At 39.4% G+C, this 22,047-nt stretch carries 25 protein-coding genes; 2 read left to right on the top strand and 23 right to left on the bottom strand.

The features are described from left to right. Positions 1 to 156: 156 nt before the first annotated feature. From A5889_RS13485 to A5889_RS13470, 5 genes are all read right to left on the bottom strand, one after another. On the bottom strand, positions 157 to 1,296 hold the full coding sequence (locus A5889_RS13485; RefSeq protein WP_254909533.1) for an immunoglobulin-like domain-containing protein: 1,140 nt from the start codon (positions 1,294 to 1,296) through the stop codon (positions 157 to 159). Between the two features lie 165 nt (positions 1,297 to 1,461). Then, positions 1,462 to 1,761 carry a BspA family leucine-rich repeat surface protein gene (locus tag A5889_RS16505; protein WP_422389720.1) on the bottom strand — a complete coding sequence of 100 codons (300 nt, stop codon included), beginning with the start codon at positions 1,759 to 1,761 and terminating at the stop codon, positions 1,462 to 1,464. Between the two features lie 35 nt (positions 1,762 to 1,796). Continuing rightward, positions 1,797 to 2,597: an Ig-like domain-containing protein gene (locus A5889_RS13480; protein WP_242585688.1), complete on the bottom strand. Its 801-nt coding sequence runs from the start codon at positions 2,595 to 2,597 to the stop codon at positions 1,797 to 1,799. A 481-nt stretch (positions 2,598 to 3,078) separates the two neighbouring features. Continuing rightward, a complete protein-coding gene (locus A5889_RS13475; protein WP_087639314.1) occupies positions 3,079 to 4,476 on the bottom strand; it encodes a M24 family metallopeptidase in 1,398 nt (465 codons plus the stop codon). A 16-nt stretch (positions 4,477 to 4,492) separates the two neighbouring features. Then, positions 4,493 to 5,254: a DeoR/GlpR family DNA-binding transcription regulator gene (locus tag A5889_RS13470; RefSeq protein WP_087639313.1), complete on the bottom strand. Its 762-nt coding sequence runs from the start codon at positions 5,252 to 5,254 to the stop codon at positions 4,493 to 4,495. 309 nt (positions 5,255 to 5,563) lie between these two features. On the opposite strand from A5889_RS13470, the gene A5889_RS13465 reads away from it, so the two are divergent. Further along, entirely contained in the window at positions 5,564 to 6,373 is an 810-nt protein-coding gene (locus A5889_RS13465) for a YusW family protein (RefSeq protein WP_087639312.1), read from the top strand. A gap of 180 nt (positions 6,374 to 6,553) precedes the next feature. Continuing rightward, positions 6,554 to 7,093 (top strand): DUF924 family protein, encoded by a 540-nt coding sequence (locus A5889_RS13460; protein WP_087639311.1) that lies wholly within the window; start codon positions 6,554 to 6,556, stop codon positions 7,091 to 7,093. A gap of 45 nt (positions 7,094 to 7,138) precedes the next feature. Here A5889_RS13460 and nox read toward each other — a convergent pair whose 3' ends face one another. The 18 genes from nox to A5889_RS13370 form a co-directional block, all read right to left on the bottom strand. Next, positions 7,139 to 8,470, bottom strand: coding sequence for a H2O-forming NADH oxidase (nox, locus tag A5889_RS13455; RefSeq protein ID WP_087639310.1), 1,332 nt, complete (start codon positions 8,468 to 8,470; stop codon positions 7,139 to 7,141). An 82-nt stretch (positions 8,471 to 8,552) separates the two neighbouring features. Beyond that, the gene (eutM, locus tag A5889_RS13450; RefSeq protein ID WP_087639309.1) at positions 8,553 to 8,831 is read right to left on the bottom strand and encodes an ethanolamine utilization microcompartment protein EutM; all 279 of its coding nucleotides are present in this window, start codon (positions 8,829 to 8,831) and stop codon (positions 8,553 to 8,555) included. A 25-nt stretch (positions 8,832 to 8,856) separates the two neighbouring features. Next, a complete protein-coding gene (locus tag A5889_RS13445) occupies positions 8,857 to 9,507 on the bottom strand; it encodes a phosphate propanoyltransferase (protein WP_087639308.1) in 651 nt (216 codons plus the stop codon). Between the two features lie 17 nt (positions 9,508 to 9,524). Beyond that, complete coding sequence (locus A5889_RS13440) at positions 9,525 to 11,051, bottom strand: acetaldehyde dehydrogenase (acetylating) (protein ID WP_087639307.1); 1,527 nt, start codon at positions 11,049 to 11,051, stop codon at positions 9,525 to 9,527. 10 nt (positions 11,052 to 11,061) lie between these two features. After that, the gene (locus tag A5889_RS13435; protein WP_087639306.1) at positions 11,062 to 11,601 is read right to left on the bottom strand and encodes a BMC domain-containing protein; all 540 of its coding nucleotides are present in this window, start codon (positions 11,599 to 11,601) and stop codon (positions 11,062 to 11,064) included. Next, positions 11,598 to 12,215, bottom strand: coding sequence for a cupin domain-containing protein (locus A5889_RS13430; RefSeq protein ID WP_087639305.1), 618 nt, complete (start codon positions 12,213 to 12,215; stop codon positions 11,598 to 11,600). Before A5889_RS13430 ends, A5889_RS13435 begins: the two co-directional genes overlap by 4 nt. A 16-nt stretch (positions 12,216 to 12,231) precedes the next feature. Then, positions 12,232 to 12,495, bottom strand: coding sequence for a EutN/CcmL family microcompartment protein (locus A5889_RS13425; protein ID WP_087639304.1), 264 nt, complete (start codon positions 12,493 to 12,495; stop codon positions 12,232 to 12,234). Beyond that, a complete protein-coding gene (locus A5889_RS13420) occupies positions 12,489 to 12,782 on the bottom strand; it encodes a BMC domain-containing protein (protein ID WP_087639303.1) in 294 nt (97 codons plus the stop codon). Before A5889_RS13420 ends, A5889_RS13425 begins: the two co-directional genes overlap by 7 nt. Positions 12,783 to 12,793: 11 nt before the next feature. Continuing rightward, positions 12,794 to 13,639, bottom strand: a complete 846-nt coding sequence (gene eutJ, locus A5889_RS13415; RefSeq protein ID WP_422389705.1) for an ethanolamine utilization protein EutJ — start codon at positions 13,637 to 13,639, stop codon at positions 12,794 to 12,796. Then, on the bottom strand, positions 13,626 to 14,174 hold the full coding sequence (locus A5889_RS13410; protein WP_087639301.1) for a hypothetical protein: 549 nt from the start codon (positions 14,172 to 14,174) through the stop codon (positions 13,626 to 13,628). Before A5889_RS13410 ends, eutJ begins: the two co-directional genes overlap by 14 nt. Continuing rightward, complete coding sequence (locus A5889_RS13405; RefSeq protein ID WP_242585678.1) at positions 14,174 to 15,316, bottom strand: 1-propanol dehydrogenase PduQ; 1,143 nt, start codon at positions 15,314 to 15,316, stop codon at positions 14,174 to 14,176. The genes A5889_RS13410 and A5889_RS13405 overlap by 1 nt, the downstream gene beginning before the upstream one ends. A 20-nt stretch (positions 15,317 to 15,336) precedes the next feature. Then, positions 15,337 to 15,765: a EutP/PduV family microcompartment system protein gene (locus A5889_RS13400; protein WP_242585676.1), complete on the bottom strand. Its 429-nt coding sequence runs from the start codon at positions 15,763 to 15,765 to the stop codon at positions 15,337 to 15,339. A gap of 8 nt (positions 15,766 to 15,773) precedes the next feature. Continuing rightward, positions 15,774 to 16,118 carry a BMC domain-containing protein gene (locus A5889_RS13395; protein ID WP_087639299.1) on the bottom strand — a complete coding sequence of 115 codons (345 nt, stop codon included), beginning with the start codon at positions 16,116 to 16,118 and terminating at the stop codon, positions 15,774 to 15,776. Positions 16,119 to 16,142: 24 nt separating this feature from the next. Beyond that, positions 16,143 to 17,093, bottom strand: coding sequence for a choline TMA-lyase-activating enzyme (gene cutD, locus A5889_RS13390; RefSeq protein WP_087639298.1), 951 nt, complete (start codon positions 17,091 to 17,093; stop codon positions 16,143 to 16,145). Between the two features lie 16 nt (positions 17,094 to 17,109). Then, positions 17,110 to 19,650 carry a choline trimethylamine-lyase gene (gene cutC / locus A5889_RS13385; protein WP_087639297.1) on the bottom strand — a complete coding sequence of 847 codons (2,541 nt, stop codon included), beginning with the start codon at positions 19,648 to 19,650 and terminating at the stop codon, positions 17,110 to 17,112. Between the two features lie 24 nt (positions 19,651 to 19,674). After that, positions 19,675 to 21,102 (bottom strand): aldehyde dehydrogenase family protein, encoded by a 1,428-nt coding sequence (locus A5889_RS13380; protein WP_087639296.1) that lies wholly within the window; start codon positions 21,100 to 21,102, stop codon positions 19,675 to 19,677. Next, entirely contained in the window at positions 21,103 to 21,426 is a 324-nt protein-coding gene (locus A5889_RS13375) for a BMC domain-containing protein (protein WP_087639295.1), read from the bottom strand. Positions 21,427 to 21,442: 16 nt separating this feature from the next. Beyond that, positions 21,443 to 21,781, bottom strand: coding sequence for a BMC domain-containing protein (locus A5889_RS13370; protein WP_176372725.1), 339 nt, complete (start codon positions 21,779 to 21,781; stop codon positions 21,443 to 21,445). Positions 21,782 to 22,047: the final 266 nt, after the last annotated feature.

Genomic DNA, 22,047 nt, shown 5'->3' with positions numbered 1-22,047 from the left:
TCATTTTTTTTAATAAAATCTTCCTTTTTTGATTATGTTTATTCTGTCTTTTTATTATTTCTTAAAACCTCCCTTTATCACTGCTCTTTGAGATTACGATGTTTCAGTTCAAACCAAAAGCTGCTGAAGACCATTCTCCTGCAGCTACTGGCTTATTTAGTTTGTTACTTTTACACCAAATCGTTGGATCTCGATCCCTGCATCGTTTAACACAGCCACTTCTACTTTATCTGTTGGGGACTGTATCGATACACCCAATAACTTAAAGCTGCCGTCTTCTAACACATTGACTGTTTGTTGGCGTTTGCGATTCACATATAATCGCACGCTTGACGCTGATTTTCCTTTGACAGTTCCTTGCACATACAAGGTATCGATCGTATATGTCTCTAAGTTCATCTCCACTTGAGGTTCTTCAATCGTTACTTTTTTTCTCGAGACTTCTTGATCATAACGATAACCAACCACTTCCACCTCATCATCTTCATACGCAATGTGTTCTTCTGCATCAAAAGTAAATGTCCTTGTGGCGGTCAGTAGTTTTCTTTCAACCTCTTCCCCATTGAGCATGAATGCTACATGGGTGTGATAGTAATCCGTTGTACCGCTCACTTGTGTATCTTCATACAGCACATAGGGATTCACTGTCAACTCATAGTTTTTTTCTATGATCGGTACCTCTATCCGGCCTACTTCGCTGTTTTTTCGGTCTAAAACAACGACTTCTACTTTGTCGCTTTCTTTGGTGATCCTTCCTTCTGCCGCTAACTCATAACTGCCAGATCTATTCACGGTTCCTGTGGTGAGCACTTCTCCACTAACGAATAGCTGTGCCTTCTTCGCACTTAGAGAGGCATCAACTTCTCCTGTTACGTACTCATCAATCCCTAGATAAAAGTTGTCAACGAACAGCTTTGGTGCGTCTATAACAGTAACGGTACTTTTATCTGAAAACTTGCCGTCTTCTGTTGTTACAGTAATTTCTGCCGTACCTGCACTCATCCCTGTGACAATACCATCCTCCGAGACACTTGCGACAGCTGGATTCGAAGAAGAGTAACTAACTGACTTATTTGTAGCATTCTCTGGTGTAAAGCTAAGTATCAATACTTTTTCTGTTCCCTCAATCAGTTCCACACTTTTAGACAATATCTCGACTGAAGTTAGAGGAAATAACCTTTCTCGGGTACATGTTCCAGGCCTCGATCCATCATAGTTTTCTATAAAGTTCTTACTGGGAGGAAGAATATAAATCGGCTTAGAATCAGCTAGAAACCATCTCTGCGTATAACCCACTTGGTATCTTTCTGGCAAAAGTGGAGACTATGCAAAATTACTTTTCTCCCCTAGTTTTAATGTATCCAAACTTCTAGATTGATAAAACATATGACCCGTATTAGCTTTTGACAAATCAAAACTACTCATATCTATAGTTGAAAGCTTATCATTACCAGCAAACATTCAAGACATACTCGTTACTTTAGAGGTATCAAAGCTACTAACATCTAGTTGCTCTAATCTAGGCATACCACAAAACATGGCACTCATATTTGTTACTTTTGAAGTGTCTAGGTTGCTTATATCTAATTTGGATAGACCTGCTCCATTAAACATGCTACTCATATCTGTTACTTTCGAGGTATCAAACTCACTCAAATCTAATGCAGTTAATTTGGAATTCCCAGAAAACATCCTATTCATGGTTGTTACTTTTGAGGTATCCAAATAGGTCAAGCCTTCAATCGCTTCTAGTGTTTCAATTCCTTCAAATAAATAACAAGATCTTTTATTAGCTATTACTGGTTTCGTAAATTGTAGTTTAGAGTACTTGTCGGAAACTCACCTCCCCCAAAGACAATCGTTTGTGTTTCTTTTTCCCATATCCATGGTACCGTTCCATATACTCCATCAGGAATTTCATTCTCTTCAATAACTGTTATTGTGCTTTCTGATTTCTTTTGACCATCTTCTGTCAAAACAGTTATTCGAGCCTTTCCTTTCTTCTTTGCACTTACGGTTCCATTTTCATCTACTACTGCCACTGCTTCATTTGAGCTACTCCAATGTACTGTTTTGTCTGTCGCATTCTCTGGGGAGATAGTCGCTGATAATTGAATTATTTCTCCTACAAGTAATTCTGCACTTTCTGGATCAGTTTTTACATCTGTTACAGCTATTTCTTCTGTTTCAACTATGTCTGTATAGGCACTGATATATGCATTACCTTTGAAGCTTCCACCATAAAACTCCCCATTTGAGATACCTCGCCAATACATACTATCTTCTTCGTTTTCACGGCTAATAAAAGTTTTCCCTTCGGGCAAATCAGGATATTTTCCTTGCGCTGCATCACTCATTTCCTGCAAGGCTACATGAAATGAACTGACGTCTTCTGGATATCGAACTTTTATAATGATTGAGTAATTTTTATTCTTCTCAATCTCTACTACTTCTGTTGAAAGTTCTCTCATACCAGCTGTATCCAGTCTGCCTGACGCAATTTTTCTTAGTTGATCGTCTGTCCCTCTTTGATAAGTTTGAATATTGTCGTCCTTATAGAAGACCTCATATTCGATTCCTTTTTGTTCACTATACATTACTTTAAACGTCATAAAATAATAATAAATATATTTAAATAAAAAAATACGTATTTGTATTTTTTATCAAAATCATATTTTTCAAACATATTATTCCTTTTATGTTTTTGATTCTTCTTGAAAAATGATTATTTTTAATTGAAATATTTTACCGTAATCTACTATTTCTCCCTGTAATTCATCTCTAGAATGAAAATACCACTAGAATGATTCTTTTGGAACCTATCCTAGTGGTATTCGTTATCTTTACAATTCTGTTTTTTAACTGAACATATGGCTGTTAGAATTAGAATGGATTGCTATCCGCATATCTACTCAATAAAATAGTCCTTTTCCCTTTGGATTATTCTGAAATATAGCAGCTTGCTTTAGAAGCACTCTGTTCCTTAGAATAGAGTTTATAACATACAATAACCCCTACCTCATACGTTCAAATCTTGTTATATAGGTTCACTCAAATCATCTAACTGCCTAATATTTTTTAGTAACAATGAACTACGGTAAATGCTTGGTTTTTCTCTAAGTAAAACGGACGTAAATAAGCAACCGTATTTGATAATGGTAATACTTCCTCAGCAAGTTCAATATTTAATTCATTTTTTATATATGCTCTTCTAACTATGATACGTTCCCATAGTTCTGGATACTGCTTTTCTATTGTTTGTTGAAGCTTGACATCTGCAATCGCGATACATTCTTCTGCACTAACTCCTGTATAACCCTTGATCGAAGGAATGATATCGATTTGGAAGATCATTCCACTCTTGATCGTTTCTCTTGAATCAGCATAAATTGGCGAAGACATCCATTCTTCATCTGAAACTAAGTGGCCCGGATTTAAATGCCAGTGATACTTTTCTTTAGGAAAAACAGCTTCAATTTTATCATATAATACGCGTCCTTCCATTCCGATCTTGATCTCTTCTAACCAATGTACAACAGCATTATAGTAAGGTTTTGCTACTCCTTCCAGATAATCTCTTTGATTCGTTGGGAGCTGATCTTCTGTTTCTACAACAAAACCTGTGCGACTTGATAAGCCGCCTTTAAAGGCAGTCGTCATCGATAGTGGATCACCTAACTGGACTTTTTTATGTGTAGGATACACATTCGCTTTTTCAAAACGCTGGCCTGTCGCCGCGATCGTTACCACTGTATTTGTCTGACCTTCTGCCGTCAGACATGCACCAAGTTCAGCCTCCGTTACACCAACATCTACTGCGTTCATCGCATTCAAAATACACGAAGAGGCTAAATTTGCTCCATATTCATAATGAGCGATTTCATTGGCATTATTGATCGTACGTACACCGGCATCTCCACCGATAAATAGATGAGCTGCATTGACTACTTCACTATTTTCTGTTAAACAATTCAACAACGCTGACACAATAAAATATGGAATATCAAAGAATCCTTTAGGATCATGAAGTGTTGTGGTAAACATTTTCCAGCCAACTAGCCCGATCTTTTGTTGATCAGCGAGACCGATTTCCTTAAAGATATCTTCTAAATCAGCATCATTATCCATAGGTTGGTTCGGCAATGAAAAAAGTGGACTATGCTTTAGTGTCACTTCAATACGGGAAACTGCCGCCATCTTTAGATTTTCATTTCCTAAAATGACTGTACTTTTTCCTGAAGCCTCAACCACTAACAGCCCTTCTTCAAAGCGGGGAATAAAACCTGTCAGGTACTCAAAATTTCCGCCGTGTTCTTTATCTGCATAAATGACAACCGCATCAAAATTTGATTTTTTCATTTCTTTCAGCAATTTTTCTTTCCGCTCATTGATCGTATCGTCTGTTAAAAAAACAGGTGCGACATGTTCAAAGAGAGTCGGCTCTTTTACTTGCCCAAGTACAATTTTTTTGTCCATCTTTTTTTGCTCCTTTTCATTCTGCTGTTATGACTACATCGACATCATTTTCTTCTAACTTCTGCATAAAGACTTTCTCCAAAGGCTCGTCTGTGACCAATATATCTATATCAGCTAACGAACAAATCTTGAAAAAACCAGTAGTATTTATTTTTGTATGATCCGCAAGAGCAATGACTTTTTGACCTTGCGCAATCATTTGGCGTTTGACCAGCCCTTCTTCTTCTGTGTGGATAAAAAGACCTTCTTTAGAAATAGCAAAAACGCCTAAGATCGTATAATCGACCTGATATTCTTCGATCTTCTTTACAGTTTCAGCGCCATATAAAAAAAGTTGTTGTTTGTGAAGTTTGCCCGGCAGTATGCTGATTTGAGTTTTATCATATTTCGCTAAAAGTGTCGCATGGGTCAATGAATTAGTAATTGCGTACATTGTCTGATTGCTCAACTCTCTGATGACCGCTTCAACTGTCGTTGAGGAATCGAATAACACACTTGTATTATCTTTAATGAGCATTGCTGCTTTTTGCGCGATCTTTTCTTTGATTATGGTGAATTTACTTGAGCGTTCTTCATAATTCAAGATCAACGCCTCACGATTGGCAGCTATTGCGCCACCATGCGTTCTGCGAATAACATTTTGTTGTTCCAATTTGATCAAATCTCTTCTGATCGTGTCTTTTGACACATGAAGTTTGTCCGCTAACTGTTCAATCGTCGCACTTTTATGTTCATCAATGTGTTCTTTGATTTTCACAAGCCGTTCTTCCATCAGCATTATCATCACTTCCTTTATTTAAAGGTAACATTAAATGCATTATTTTGCAACGATGCGTTAAAATCAATGAAAAAAATGCAAATAAATGCATTTAATATCTTTTTTAACGTTTGATGCCAATCATAAAATGTATCACTTATCTAGTATTATAAATAAATAATAGTCATACATACATTTCTCCAAGAAAATTAAATTTTACTTAAAATTATGAGAATTGATTAATAACCCTTTACTTTATGATCTATCTGTCCAATAATGTAATCAAGCTATTATTCATAAAATAGTAGCAAGGAAAAGGAGGAATTTTTTATGAAATTTTTTAAAGGTATCGTAGCAGCAAGTTTAGCAATGAGTTTTTGTGCAGCAAGTTTAGGAACAGCAGTACATTCTGTCGATGCAGCAACTGTTGTTGAGTCAAACTACGCGAAAACAATCACTCTATTTAACAAAGCAGATCTATTAGAGTACACTGGTTTGTCTTTGACAAGTAAAAATGTAACTGAGGTATACAACGAATTGAAAAAGGCTGATACATGGGAAGCTGCAGGCTATAGTGCTTCTGAGGCAAGTGTGATCGCTCGTGATTTTGGTTTGTACTATTCTAAGTCGATCAACCTTTTGAAAAAAATGACTTATCAAGATGACTTGCACTTAAAAGTGATCTTAATTACAAAAGGCTATGTGAAAGCTGAGTTTGGTTTACAATCTTACTATGTTGGTGAAACACCAGAAGTACCAGAAACGCCAGAGGTTCCTGAAACACCTGAGGAACCAGAAACCCCTGAAACACCAGAAGCTCCTGAACAGTCTGATTTGAAAAAACTTGAAATAGAAGTAGATTACAAAAATGGTCAAGAAGTTGAGCTACAATATGAAGTAAAATCTAATGGAACAGTGAAAGCACAATATCAGGACAAATCAAAGAAAATCCAATTACAAGGCAGCGCAGCACAAACGAAGATCGAAGGAATCATTGCCGGCTTGGATTTGAAAACAGCTAGTCAAAAAGAAGTAACTACTCATATCTTAAACAAACTAGGAAATGGTTCAAACTACAAACAATTCCAATTCCAAGGACAATTCAATGATAATACAAAAGTAAAATTTAAATTAAAATAATCAGTCGATGATATTGAGCCCTGGACAAAACTTAAAGACAGTTTTGTCCAGGGCTTTTATTCCGAATAAACACCGAGATAAAAGCAGCTTCTTCTTATTTCTCAAAGCTAGACACTTTTGTCTCAGCTTCATTATATATGCTACAATAAAAGATATCACTCAGTTCTGGAGGTATGACACATGAACGATCACGATATTTTACATTTTTGGTTCGAAGAAACTGAACCCAGCCAGTGGTTCAAAAAGGATTTGGCTTTTGATGCATTGATCAAAGAACGGTTTTCTGCTATTCACGAGCAGGTAGCTCGAGGAGAAAAATCAGACTGGCGAAAAACCATTCACGGGCGTTTAGCTGAGATCATTGTTTTAGATCAGTTTTCCCGCAATTTGTTTAGAGAGCAGCCTCAATCTTTTGCTTATGACGGAATGGCGCTTGTTTTAGCTCAAGAAGCAATGACTTCAGGCAAGCTAAATGAGTTGACTACTCAAGAACGCAGCTTTCTCTATATGCCTTTGATGCATTCTGAGTCTTTGGTGATTCATGAAGAAGCAGTCAAACGCTTTGCAGAAAAAGGAATGGAACAAAATCTTGATTTTGAACAGAAACACCGTGACATTTTAATCCGATTTGGTCGCTATCCGCATCGAAACGCCATTTTATGCAGAACTTCTACGGCAGAAGAGATTGCCTTTTTAAAAGAGCCAGGCTCTTCATTCTAGCAAATAACAAGACACTGAACGTAAAATACGTCAGTGTCTTGTTGATTATTCTGCTGTTAAAGCCGCCATCGTAATGTAGTTATAGGGCTGATTAAAATGCGGTAAGAAGAAGATATCCAATAATTTTAATTCATCGATCGTTACATTTTGCTCGATCGCTAATGAAAATAAATGGATCCCCATTGAAATCTCTGCTCGTGAACACATTTGTGCTCCAATGATCCTACGTGAGCCTTTTTCATAGACAATCCGGATTTTTACTTGGGCGTTATCAGACATAAATCCAGGTTTTTGCAAATCTTCATAATCTGTATGCAATACGTCGATTCCATTTTTTTTCGCAGCCTCTACTGAAAGTCCCGTTGACACCATATTCAGTCCAAATATCGAGATCCCGTTTGAGCCTTGAACACCTGAAGAAGCAAGCTTGGTTCCGCCAATATTATGGCCTGCAACCAAGCCTGTTCTGACAGCATTTGTTGCCAATGCAATATAGCTGATCTTCTTAAGTGCGTTTGAATAGATCGTGGCACAATCTCCAACAGCATACACAGAACGATCACTCGTTTGTTGATATTCGTCTACTACGTAAGCGCCATTATGAAATAACTCTAAATGCTCTTTTCCAAGTTCATTGTTTGGCAAAAAACCGATCGCATTGATCACTAGGTCAACGTTGTAGGTTCCTTTATTCGTTACGATTTCTTCAACAGCCTTCCTTCCTCTGTATTCTTTTGCTAACTCACCAAAATGCAGCTCAATGCCATTCTCTGACAAATTTTTATCCATTTTATCGGTAAATTCTCTGTCATAGTAGCTAGGAAGTGAACGGTTTGCTCCGTCAAAAAGTAGAACGTGCTTCCCTCTGCGTTTTGCCGCCTCAGCAATCTCTACACCAATATAACCGGCACCGATCACCGCAACTGTTTTGATATTTGGTTCTGACATTCGTTTATCTACTGCCTGACCATCTTGGAATCGTTTTAAAAAATGGATATTTTCTAAATCAGCTCCTGGAATATTTGGTGCGATCGGTTTAGAACCTGTCGCTAAAACCAGCGTATCATAACTTTCACAAAAACGTTCTCCTGTACTGGACTGACATTGAATGTTCTTTTGTTGAAAATCGATCTTCTCTACCGTTGTTTCGGTATAGATTTTAGCTCCTTTCGCTTCAAAGTCTTCTTTCTTTGTATAAAATAGACCTTCATAAGAATCGATTTGTCGACCGACCCAAAGTGCTGTGCCGCAGCCTAAATAGCTAAGATTAGAATTTTTTTCGATCATCACTACTTCTTGGTTTGAGTACTGATCCAACAATGTATTTGCAGCTGCGATTCCTGCATGGTTTGAACCAATGATCACTGTTTTATTCATTTTTTCCTCCCTTTCCCTTTACCGCTAAATAAAAAGGTGAGGCACGATTGACTTCTATGCTTCACCTTTTCAACTTTATGGATTATGCTTCTGTCGGTAAAATATTTTCTACTTCTGAGTGCGGACGCGGAATCACGTGAACAGATAATAGCTCACCAACACGCTGAGCAGCGGCAGCACCAGCATCAGTCGCCGCTTTAACAGCACCTACATCTCCACGTACCATCACTGTCACGATTCCGCCACCAACTAATTCTTTTCCTACTAGTGAAACATTTGCAGCCTTGACCATTGCATCAGCCGCCTCAATAGAACCAATTAGTCCTCTTGTTTCGATCATTCCTAAAGCATCTGATTTCATTATAATTTCCTCCTAAAGATTTATATTAATTTTTTTGGATAACAATCGTTGTGCCGGGTTTTACCCCAAGAGCATTTGCTTCTTCTGTATCGATATGACACTCTAAACCAGAATTTTCAGCCGCTCGAATAATAACATTGTCCAATGCTCCGCCACGCTCGCCAGTAAAGGCAATCGTTACAGCTTCACCATCACGTACACCTAAACGCTCAGCATCAGCTGGCAGCATATGGATGTGACGCTTTGCTACAACAACACCTTCGGTCAATTCAACTGAACCATGCGGTCCAATCAATGTGATGCCAGCCGTTCCAGCCAAGTCACCAGACAAGCGCAAAGGAGCTTTGACACCAACTTTGAACGAATCACTTTGTAAAATTTCGACTTGTGTCTGTTTTCTGACCGGCCCTAAAATTCGGACATTTTCGATCATCCCTTTAGGACCGCAGATCATTAGTGTCTCTTTACACGCATACTGCCCTGGCTGAGATAGATCTTTTAATTTGGTCAATTGGTATCCTTGACCAAATAGTTTATCCACGTCTTTTTGCGATAAATGGATATGGCGATTGGAAATCCCTACAGGAATTGCATTGCTGTTAGAGGTTGTTTCTTTTAGTCCGCCTTCTGCCAGTTTTTCTAGTATTAGGCCCAATAACTCTTCATAATTATTCATTGATTCAGCTCATTTCTTTATTGATTCATCCCAGCCAACACTTGACGAACAACTTTTGCTAACGTTTCTAGATCATCATTAGCTATCTGACTTCCTCCAGTCACCTTTGTATCCGGTACAGAAACTGTTGGACAAGTCTGATCATCAATTGTTTTTTCAAAGGTAAAGGTTGGATCGTTTTCAATCAAAGTAGTGACATCTTTTAAGCCGTACGCTACTTTTTTGATATTTAATAGGTGTTTCGGTCCAACATTTTCTGAGACTGAACTACCGCCAAACGTTCCACAACCTAAGGTAAAGGATATCGGCAAGCCAGTGCTGATCCCTGTACCGCCTTGACTGCCGCCAGTATTGACTAAGATTCTTGAAGCCGGTTTTGCTGCAAATTTCATCACAATATCACGGTCATTCGTATGGATACTCATGGTATGTCCAATACCATTTTGTAATAGCTCGATACTCAAGTGACAAGCTTCTTCCCAGTTATTGACCACATAAAATGCCAATACTGTTGTCAGTTTCTCAAAAGATAACGGATAGCCGGCACCTACGCCGTCTTGTGCACCGACCAAAACTTTTGTATCCACTGGAATTGTTATTCCAGCTGCTTCAGCAATCACATCGGCAGAACGTCCGACAAATTTAGCATTCATTGCATATCCATTTTTGAATAATAGCTGACAAACCTTATCTGTTTCCTCTTTAGACATAAAATAGCCGCCCTGAGCTTTTAGTTCACGAATAACTGCTTCTTTATTGCCTTCTTCACAAATGATCGATTGCTCAGAGGCACAAATAGTTCCGTTGTCAAAGGTTTTTGATGCCATGATTTTTGCGACAGCGCTTTTTACATCAGCTGTTCGTTCAATATATGCCGGCGAATTTCCCGCGCCGACACCTAATGCAGGCTTGCCAGAACTGTACGCTGCTTTGACCATACCTGGACCGCCAGTGGCAATGATCAAACTTACCTCTGGAGCATGTAGTAATTCATTGGTTCCAGCCATTGTTGGAATCGCTGAACAGCTGATGATCCCTTCTGGTGCGCCAGCGGCAACAGCTGCACGATTCAACATTTCTGCTGTTTTTTTCGTACACTCAAGAGCCGCTGGATGCGGAGAAAAGACGATCGAATTTCTTGATTTGATCGCGATCATTGCTTTAAAGATCACAGTAGATGTTGGATTGGTTGAAGGGATGATCCCCAAAACTAAACCAACAGGCTCAGCAACATCAAAGGTCCCTTTAGCTGGATCTTCGGCAACAATGCCGACTGTCTTTTCATTTTTGATTTCTTCATAAAGTAAGGTCGATGCCGCATGATTTTTATAGGTTTTGTCTAATACTTTCCCAAAACCAGTTTCTTTTACCGCCCGCTCAGCCAAACAAGCTGCGTGCTTGCTTGCCGTTTCTTTCATATTACATAAAATTTTATCGATTTGTTCTTCCGAGAAAGTCGCAATTTGTTCTGCAGCGATTTGACCTTTGCGGGCTAAATCACGCGCTTCTTGGACAGAACGTAAATCTTTGTCAAAAGTTTCCATTCATGATCCTCTATTCATTTGTTATTAAAAAGTCAATCAACGCTGCAATCAGTGTTTCTTTACTGGTGCGGTAGATTTCTTTTTTGGCAATGCTAAAGTTGGTTTGCTCTTTCGCTAATTTTCTTAAATCAACGACTTTCATTTGACTAAGCTCTTGTAACAGCGCTTCTTTTTTATCGACTTCATTTGTTTCTATGTCATAAGCTTCTTCGATAGGTTCTGCCTCAATGACTTCGATCACATCGACAGTTTCAGTGATCGGCTCTTCGATCATTTTCGTTTGGATAAACTGTTCAGGAGCAATTTCCGGACGAGCAATCACATGCGTACCCGCTAACAAACCTGGTCCTAAACGCTCCACACTTGCTGCAGCTGCTTGAACAGCTGTAGTAACTGCCGCTACATCCCCTGTGATCAGCACAGTATTCAACCCGCCACCGACTTTATTTTTACCTAGAAGTTGTACTTCTGATGATTTAAGCATGACATCAGCTGCTTCGATCATCGCAAGTAAGCCTCTTGTCTCAATCATTCCGATCGCTTGATTCATTCTTTACCAACACCTTTCGATTTTCCACAGAACATCGTGACCTTGTTTGGTGTAGACCAGCTGACTGCTTGATTCTCTGGAATGAAAATCGTATCCCCTTTAGTTGCCGCAAAGGTTGCTCCGCCGATCGTCAATTGAAGTTCGCCTTCAATGATGTAGTTGAATGACTCCAGCGTTTGATCATCATAAAAGCAACTATCTTGTATTTCCATGATTCCGCAACTAAATCGACTTTCCGCTGGTGTGATCAATTCTTGATAACGAATCCTTGGATCATCTAGATTCAAAGGACTAAGCTTTACAGTAGAACCTTTGATGATCTTCAATCCACTGCTATGTTTTTCATATGCAAAAGGAACGTCTGAAAAACTATCGATTCCAGCATCATTTAATAATTGCCTTAATAAGGAGACCAATCCCTCTTTAGAAATCGTTTCACAGGCAGCTGGATTCATCGTTCTTACAGGTTCTGTTTGCACTTGAAATACAATGTTGTACTCTTCTGCTAAATCTTTTGCAGAAGGTGTAATAATTGTTTGTTTTGTTACTGTCAGACACTGTTTCCCCTCTTTATAAAGGGTTTCGATATCTTCTGCACAAATTAATTTTTTCATTTTGCCACACTCTCTTTTATACAGACTCACAACTTTCATCAATGATCCCGACAACAGCTGCATCGATCGGAATCAGGTCATCTTCCAGCATCCGTCTGGCAGCCGATCCTGTAGCGATAATCACGCGATCACCGATCCCGGCACCGATCACATCACAGACTACCATCCGTTCACCATCTCTAGAACCGCCAGTGACCTGCGCCAGCATCAACTTTAAGCCATTTAATTTTTCTGATTTGCGCGTAGCCCAAATATTATCCATCAAGGTTGCAGTTACCATTGGCCATTCTTCTCTCTTCGTTTGATTTCTTCGATTGCAGCTGTGACCGAAGCGGTATCGCCAAAAATTGCTAACAAGATCATATTCTGCGGACAGCTGCCCCGAATATCTTCGATCGTTACACCAACTGCTTTTTCAGCAACATCTGTGGCACAAATCATCTCAATCAATTTTCCTTGCACTAATCCGACTGCATCTGGCGTACCTAATTCTTCCTTTGAGCCCTTTCGACGATTTAAAATCGCTAATGTATTTTCCCCTGGTGATTTGATAATGCGGCAATCCATGACCTTACCTCCTACTTTAATACTTGATCTGTACAACTTAAGGCAATTCCCAAGGGTGTTGCAAACATCGGATTGATTGGCTTGAATGTTGGGATGCCTGTCGTTTTTTCTATGATTGTTTCGATATTTTTCAAACAAGCTGTACCGCCAACCAGATAAATACCGTTGACAGTAAACCCAGAAGTTTGCTGTATAATGATCGATGAAATTTTTTCGATCACTGGTTTTAGGACTGGCAATAACTCATCATGGTGTTTAACTTCTCGCTTATACTGCTCAGCTTCGTCAAAGGAAAATTTATATGCACCGGCCAAAACTAAAGATAGATGAGTACCACCAGTCGCCTCGTCTGCAACTTTGACCACTTTTCCTGCTTCGATGATTGAAATACCTGTTGTTCCTCCGCCAATATCAACAACCGCTCCGTCAGCTATTTTCAGCAATTGATTGGCTGCTGTCGGCTCGTCCAGCAAGTTGGTCAGTTCAAAACCTGCACTTTGAACAACGTTTTTGATCGCACCACCATCTAATTCATCCGTTCCAGGAGGCAACGAAGCCGCTGCATAGACTAGTTCTGTTTTCAGTTGTTGTTCCAGCTCTGCTTTTAGCTCACTGACGATTTCAACCGCGCCAATGTAATCAACCACCATGCCATCTCGAACAACATCGGCATAGCGATACGCTCCCGCAACAGGCTGATACTGTTCATCTAAGACTGCTAATACAATACATGCTGTTCCTAAATCAACTCCTGTATAGTAAACGTTCGAAGGATGTCTTTTTGGTTTTTGGATCACTTTTTCAAAATCGGCAATAAATTGATTGCATTTCTTTAGCATTTGTTTATTCATCGGCATCCCCTACTAGTTGTTTGACTAACACACTAAGTTCTTGAGCAACCGCTGTTAGCCCAGATTCGTATTGTGGATTTTCAGTTGAAATCAGAGTAATGAGACCATAGATTTTCTTAAGTTTGATCAACAACAGACCTTGTTCACTAAAAATGTGAATAGCGTCAAATTGAAATAATGATGCTTTCACTGGTTCTATTGATTCTTCTGAGCCTAAACAGTCATTAGAAAAAAAGGTCATGATTTTTTTTTGTAATACGAGTAACTTTTGTCCTAGTATTATTTGCTTTTCCTTAGCTAAAATAGCAGCTTCAAGTAATTCTGCAGAAAGAATCTCCTGGTAGGCGATCAAACTAGACCGTGTGTCTCTCTCTTTTTTTTCTTTTGCTGACTGTTTGTTTGTAAGAACCAATTCGATTCGTTTATCCTGCAAAAACTGCTTTGCTCCTGGTGTTAAACGCTCTGTTTCTGCCAATGTCATATGTGTAAAAGGCTCCTTGCGGAAATGGGTTCGTAAGTCACTTTCAGTAATAAAGTGCATCAATAACCACCTCTTAACAGCCTCTGATAAATCGATTCTAGTTCTGCTTTTTTCGGTGTTCTTGGGTTAGTCAGCGTACATTTATCTTCTAAAGCTTTCTCAGCCATTTCAGGAATCGCCGTAATAAATTCTTCTGGATCGATCCCGCATTCATTGATGGTCTTTGGAATACCCATTTGTTTAAACTGACGCTGAATCCCTGTATTCATCGCATGAACGGTTGCCTTTGAGGTCCCAGCTTTAAAGCCTAAAAGCTCCGCTATATTTTTATAAATCAGTAACTGCGGAATTTCTTTTTCTGTCTCTAGACCGGCATTGTAACTGATCACATGAGGCAGTAGCATCGCATTCGCTCGACCATGCGGAATATGGAAACGACCACCTAGAGCATGTGCTAAGCTATGACAAATTCCTAAAGAAGCTTCGCTGAATGAGATTCCAGCTAGGCATGAAGCATTGTGGATTTTTTCGCGCAGCATACTATTTTCGCCATCATTAAAAACTGAAACCAAATCATTCCAAATGATTTTCATTGCTTTTTCAGCACAAGCATCGGTAAAGTCAGTAGCATTTGTTGAAGCTAAAGCTTCCATACAATGAGTAAAAACATCGATCCCTGTATCTGCTGTGACATTTTTGGGAACACTCATCGTTAACAGGGGATCTAATATTGCATAATCAGGAATCATCTGATCATCGACCAAAGCATATTTACTTTGTACAACAGGATCAGATATCACTGCAAAAGCGGTCACTTCACTACCCGTACCGCTCGTTGTAGGAATACAGATCAACTGAACGGAGCTTTCTTTTTCAGCTGTGATATACATTTGTCGAATCACTTTTGCTGCATCCATCGCTGACCCGCCACCTAAGGCGATCATTCCATCAGGTTTTGACTTGATTGCTGCAACTAGCCCTTTCGTTACGACATCAATCGTTGGATCTGGAATGATTTCAGAAAAAATACTATAGCCAATCTTTTTTTCTTTCAGCAGCTTTCCAATTTTTTCAGCAGTTCCATTTTTTTCCATAAATGGATCACAGATGATCAAGACTTTCTTTAAAGATAGTGCTTGTAGTTCTGCTAAACTTCCTGCTCCTGTAATGATTTTGGTCGGCATTTTAAATTGATTAAACAAAAAATAGCCTCCTTTCTTACTTATTTCATGTTCAAATACTTTTCAACGGTTAATAAATCGTTTTTATCAGTCAAATCAACTTGAATATGTCTTCTTTTGATTCCTATTTCTTTTAATGATCGCTGTGCTTTTAGCACCATTTCTTCGGAATAGTTCCCGGTTTTATAGGTAATGACACCCACTATCGGTATTCTAAAAACTTGAGCAAAATTAGGTGGATAACTTTTTTTCGTACTCTGGATCGGTAAAAGAAACAATGCTTGATGAGCTTCTTGCTGTAATGCAATGATATGTTTATGCATCCAAGGACTCTCAAGATACTGACTTGGAACAATGATCGTTTTTTTGGTATAAAGTAGATTAGCAACTTTTCGAATCGGCTTATCGGTTTGCTCGATCGCCTGAGCGATGATATGACTGCCGCTTCCCTTTGGGCCTATGATCAACAATCGTTTGTTCATGTCTTAGTAAGCGGAACAACTTCATAATCCAGCCGTTCTTTTAAAATAGTCACGACAGCCCCTAAAGCTACTTCTACACTTTGAACATCGCCCGTCAACAATACCGAACCAGTAAAACGATCAAGGAACCCGACTGTTACGTCTGCGCTTTTTCCAGCGATATCCGCGGCAATGATCGCTGTTTCAAAAGGAGAAATGGTTAAGATACCGATTGCTCCCGTATCTTCGACGCCTAGTGACTCATATACTTCTGTGATCGGCGAAGCAATGACGTGAGCCAAGGTCACTTGCTTTCCTGGAACAGATTCTTCTATCACCCGTTGTACATTACTTTCCAGCATCAGAACGCTTCCTTTCTCACTTTTCTAATGACGAACCACCTTCACTGGAAAATCATAGTCTTTGATCCAGCGTTCGATTTGATCTAGTTCAGGATCTGTCAACGAAGGATCTCCAGCAACAGGATATTCCATACCGAGTTGTCCGTATTTATTCACCCCTAATTTATGATAAGGTAACAAATCGATCCCATGAAAATTAGGATAATCTTTATACGGCAGTAAAAATTCGATGATCGCCTGAATTTCTTGTTGGCTGTCATTGATCATTTTTAGCATCGGCATCCGAATTTGCACGTCATGCCCCAGTTCTAAAACTTCTTTTAAATTTGCCAAAATTTTTTCATTACTGATTCCAGTCAATTCATTGTGTCGGACAGGGTCCATATGTTTTAAATCAAACAAGAAAAGATCTACATATTCAGCGATTTTGAGCAATCGTTCCATTCTAGAATGTCCACAGGTTTCAATTGCTGTATTGATCCCATCTGCTTTACAAGCTTGTAGTAATGCAAGCGCTGCTTCTGGCTGAGCAGTACATTCACCTCCGCTAAGTGTCACACCGCCACCGGATTGTTCATAAAATTCATCATCTTCATGAACGATTTCCATGACTTCTGAAATCGATTTGATTTCACCTGTAATGTTCAAGGCTGCCATTGGACAGACATCTGAACAAGCGCGGCAGCCTGTGCAGGCGATATCCCGATTCACTTGATGATCGCCATTTTCATCCATATAATGAATCCCCACTGGACACACATCGACGCATGCTCGACAGTCACTACAAACACTTTCTTTATACATTACTTCAAACTTGCGCTCCAAACCTTCTGGATTCGCACACCACTGACAACGCAGCGGACAGCCTTTAAAAAATACGATCGTTCTAATGCCAGGACCGTCGTATAAGCTATATTTTTGTACATTAAAAATCATGACTTGTCTTTCTATTGTTTCCGTGCTTGGGTTATTCATTTTTCATCCTCCAGAGTTAAAACTTAGTCAACATTGTCCGGCTGATGATTTCATCCTGTACATCCTGACATAATTCAACGAAGAAGGCACTGTAGCCTGCTACTCGAACGATCAAATCACGATATTCTTCCGGATGTTTTTGTGCTTCCAACAATGTTTCATTATCTAAATAGTTAAACTGCATTTCGCCATTGCCCAGAACACTGGCAGTCTTCAATAACGTGATCAGACTTTCTTCCCCTTCAGGTGTACTTAACAAACCTGACATGATTTTGAAGTTGTGGACCATCCCCATATTCATCGTATCGTTCGCCATTTTTGAGATCGATTTGATGATCGCTGTCGGTCCTTTGAAATCGGCTCCTTGCGTCGGGCTGATTCCATCTGATAACGGAATCCACGCTTTACGTCCATTGGCCGAGGCACCAGTCATTTGACCTAATGGAGTATTATTTGAGATCGATAATGTTCCGTGACACAATTCTGAATACAAGGTTTTATATTGTCTGTGTTCTTTTTCTGTAAAATGAATCAAGTCTGCTGCGATCAAATCAGCATAATCATCATCATTCCCATATTTAGGTGCATTTAAGCAGTCTGTACGAATTTGTTCGTAACCAACAAAATCAGCTTTCAATGCACGATTCAATTCTTCTAACGAATATTTTTTCTCATCGAAAACCAGTTTTTTGATGGCGGCCATTGAATCAGCGTAGGTTGCTAAGCCTGACCAGACAACTCCCGGACCAAAGTTATACATCGCACCACCGCTTGAAACATCTTTTCCACTTTCCATACAGCCTTCGTACATCAATGACATCAACGGTTTCGGTGCTAAATCACGATGTACTCGTTGCGTGATGACGGTTGCTACCGATGACCATTTCGTGATGTATTTGATTTGCTCTTTGACTGCATCTTCAAACTGTTCAAATGTTTTGAAATTCGCTAAGTCGCCTGTATCAGGACAAACTTTTTTACCATACCATAGCGGCACACCTTTATTTAGCACTAACTCGATACAAATCGGCCATTGCGTATAGGCAGTTGATGTCCATTGATATAAACGTCCAGATTTTTGCGGCTCTACACAGCCCATTAAACAATAATCTCGGGCATCTTCGATCGATACACCTTTAGCCAGCATCATTTTGATATGCGTATCATCAAAGTGGCAAGCTGGGAACCCGATTCCTGCTCGAACAACATCAACGATTTTTTTCAAATATTCTCTCGGTGAACGATTATGGATTCGGCAAGCTAAGGATGGTTGATAGACTTTGACATGGCGGACAGCATCCATCAATAAATAGGTCAACTCATTCGTCGCATCATGTCCTTCACGCGTCACACCGCCGACACACATATTGACAAATGGCTGATAGCCAGCAAAGAATTTAGAACCGCCTTCGCTTGTGATCCACATCATTTCAGACATCTTGATCAGCATACAGCCTGCCAATTCAAAAGCTTCAAACTCATTCATTTTGCCTGTTGCTAAATCATTTTTGAAAAATGGATACATATACTGATCCACACGGCCGATCGACATCCCTGTTTGATTTTCTTCAACGACTAATAATGATTCGATCGTCCAAACAGCCTGGATCGCTTCCCAGAAGGTTTCTGGTTTATGTGCAGGAACCTTTGCATTGACCTCAGAAATCTTTTGAAGCTCTGCTTTACGTTTAGGATCCGTTTCTCTTTGCGCTAATTGTGCAGCATATTCAGACATTCTGCGTGCATAGATCATGACACCCTCTGCTGTATCGATGATAGACTTATAAAAATAAATTTTTTCGATATCATCTGGGTTTTCATAATCCATTTTTTCAAGCTGCTCTTGCGCTTCCTTTTGAATATCCAGCATCCCTTTTTTCATCAAGATTACGTCATACCCTGGATTTGAGTCACCACCGCCATTTAATTGATGGTAGGAACAATCAGAGACAAAAGACTCTCCTGATAGTTCCCAAACTCCTGCTTCACGAAACTGATCTTCACAATATTCGTCGATCGATTTTCCTTTCCAGAATGGAAATAGTTCTTCTCTCATGATTTTCTTGTCTTCATCAGAAATGAAAAATGGATCTTGCGGACGGCTAGAAATCGTTTCGATTTCTTCTTCCATCCAGCGCCATGCGATGTCTGGTGAAAATGAACCCGCACGAGGAGCACCATTAGGAGCACCAACGATCAGTTCATTGTCCTGGATCACTAAAGGTGCTGTTTCGCAGCAGCGTTTGAATGATTTTGCTCTTAAAATATTCTTAGGCATTCCCGGATTTTCTTTTGCAATTTCTGTGATCACTCTTGCTCTGTGTGTGGTGATTGTCGGCACTTGCTTTAAGTAGTTTTCTTTTAATGCCTCTAAACGAGGAGTGATTCCTGCTGGGATCGTCGTTTGACCAGCAGATGCAAATCCACCGCTCGTTGAGCTTGGAGTATTTAAGTCATCTGAAACGGTTGCAAACATCTTCATTAAAGCTGTTTGTTCTTCCGGACTTAATTCTTTTGTTGCTTCAGCTAATTTTGCTGAAAACTCTTTGATATCCATTTTATTCCCTCACTTTACGCCATTTTATTTTTCCAATATTTTCCTCAATACTTTTTCTAATAATTGTTTATCAACAGGTTCTGCTGTTACTGTTGACTCAGCGATCTGAATCGGATAACTGATTTGCCGTTTGTAAGTTAAATCAGCTGCTGTGATATTTTTAGCACTGATCCCTCGTCCTGTCGTAAACCCGCCTAAGATAACCGATAACGGCAAGTTAGAATTCAGCCCAAGACTTGCAAATCCCGCTGGTGCATTGACAATCATTCGTCCGACAGGTTTTTTTAAAGCAAATTCATTTAAAATTGTCGTATTTTGGGAATGAATCGCTAAAGAGTGACCATGATTTTTCTCTTTCAATAGACGAATAGATTTTTCACAAGCATGGATCCAATCTGGTTCCAAATAAAAGGCTAAAACTGGGCATTTCATTTCATTAGTAAACGGGTCTTCTTCATGAAGGTATTGTTGTTCCGAAACTAACACTTTGATTTGTGAGTCAACAGAGAAGCCAGCTTTTTGTGCTAACCAAAATGCACTTTTCCCAATGCACTCTGGATTGATCTGATTCTCTTTTGGCTGAAGTAGATGTAAAAGTTTAAGCTCTTCTTCTTTAGATAAAAAATGAGCCCCATATTGTTTCATCTTCATTTTTACTTCTGAGGCGATCACACTTTCAGCAATCAAATATTGTTCTGCACCAGGTAATAAGCCGCCATCAAAAGAGCGACTTTGAATAATCGCGTTCACAGCTGATTGGATCGGAGCTGAGCGTTCGATAAAAACAGGTGTTGCGCCCGAACTGCCATAAATAATTGGTTTTTGGTTGGTGGTCGCGTTTGTATATTTTGAATTTCCGATAACCAAAATCATCGCAGTATCTTGATGACTCAACACTTCTTGTACACTATTTTCCGTCACTTGCTCTAAACAAGTTAAACAGCCTTTTGGTAAACCGTTTGATTCACAAATTTGCTTCACTTTTCTGACGATCTGATACGTTGTCTTACATGCATTCGAATGAGGAATCACCACTAGTGCATTTCCTGATTTAATACCGATGATCAAGCTATATAATGTATTTAATACAACATTTTCATTTGATAAAATGACAGGAATCACACCGACTGGTACACCCACTTGTAAAATATTCCCCGCAGAATCTTTCGCAAGTGCTCCAATACATTGTTGTTTTGGCAAATCTTCAGTCAACGCTTCTAGAAATTGATTGATCAATGCTTCCTTATCTTTTGAATTACCTAACTTTGTTTCATTCAATTCAGATGCTACGAACTTACTGATTTCAGGTTTTATTTGTTCCAGTAGCTGTTTGAGGATTTGATCAAAATGCTTTTGTCCGTAATCTTTGATCAAATAATGTGCATCTCTGGCTGTTTCCACTAAAATTCGCGCTTCTTGTATCGATAACAGATCCTTATCTATTTGCTGCATCTAAACTGCATCTCCCTCCTCTTCAGTTAAAAGGTTATTTAGCTGATAACGGCTGATTATTTTGTTCAAATCGATATGCGGACCAGCGATCACAACTGAGCTGTACACCTCCGCACCTAAGTTTTCTACTGCTTTGATCCCTGCATCAACAGCAGATTGGCAAGCAGCTACATCTCCTTGTACAATGACTGAAATATAGCCGGATGCGACATTCTCATAACCAACTAATTCAACATCCGCCGCTTTACACATCGCATCACATGCTTCTAAGACAAACACTAAGCCAAAAGTTTCAATGGCTCCAATCGCTTCAAAGGTTTTCATTTATTTCCCCCTTAATCTACACATCTATTGCATGGACAGAAACAATGTCCCCAACAGACGGAATCGGTCTTGGCATCACATTTTGCGCAGTCAAAGTGCCGATCGCTTCAGCTGCCCGAGCACCTGCTGAAACCGAAGCTTCAACAGCAGCAACATCCCCTTTGACCATGATCGTAACTAAAGTAGAACCAATATTTTCATAGGAAACCAGCTCAACATCTGCTGCTTTCAACATTTCATCACACGCTTTCAACGCCGGAACCAAACCAACAGTCTCAATAAGCCCCAACGCCTCTTCACCACGATAAACCAAATACAATCCCCCATTTCTAAAATAAAAGCTGAATGGGCTCATTCAGCTCTGACTGAAAAATAGGAAAATTTGATTGTGACTCTCTTTGTCACAAACCAATTTTCTCTTTTTTCTGAAGAGCTAGCCCATGAAGCTAGATAAAATAAAAGTTAAGTAGGCTCAATAAAACTCGACTGAAAAATAGGAAATTTAACTGAGTCGCTTTTTGGCTCATTTAAAATTTATCTTTTTTCCGAGAGTTTAGCCTATGAAACTAGATAAAATAAAAGCTGAATGGGCTCATTCAGCTCTGACTGAAAAATAGGAAA

The sequence above is a fragment of the Enterococcus sp. 9D6_DIV0238 genome, assembly GCF_002174455.2.
GTDB lineage: Bacteria > Bacillota > Bacilli > Lactobacillales > Enterococcaceae > Enterococcus_L > Enterococcus_L dunnyi.
The sequence above is the reverse complement of the archived record's forward strand: the minus strand, read 5'-3'. Positions and strand labels throughout refer to the sequence as shown.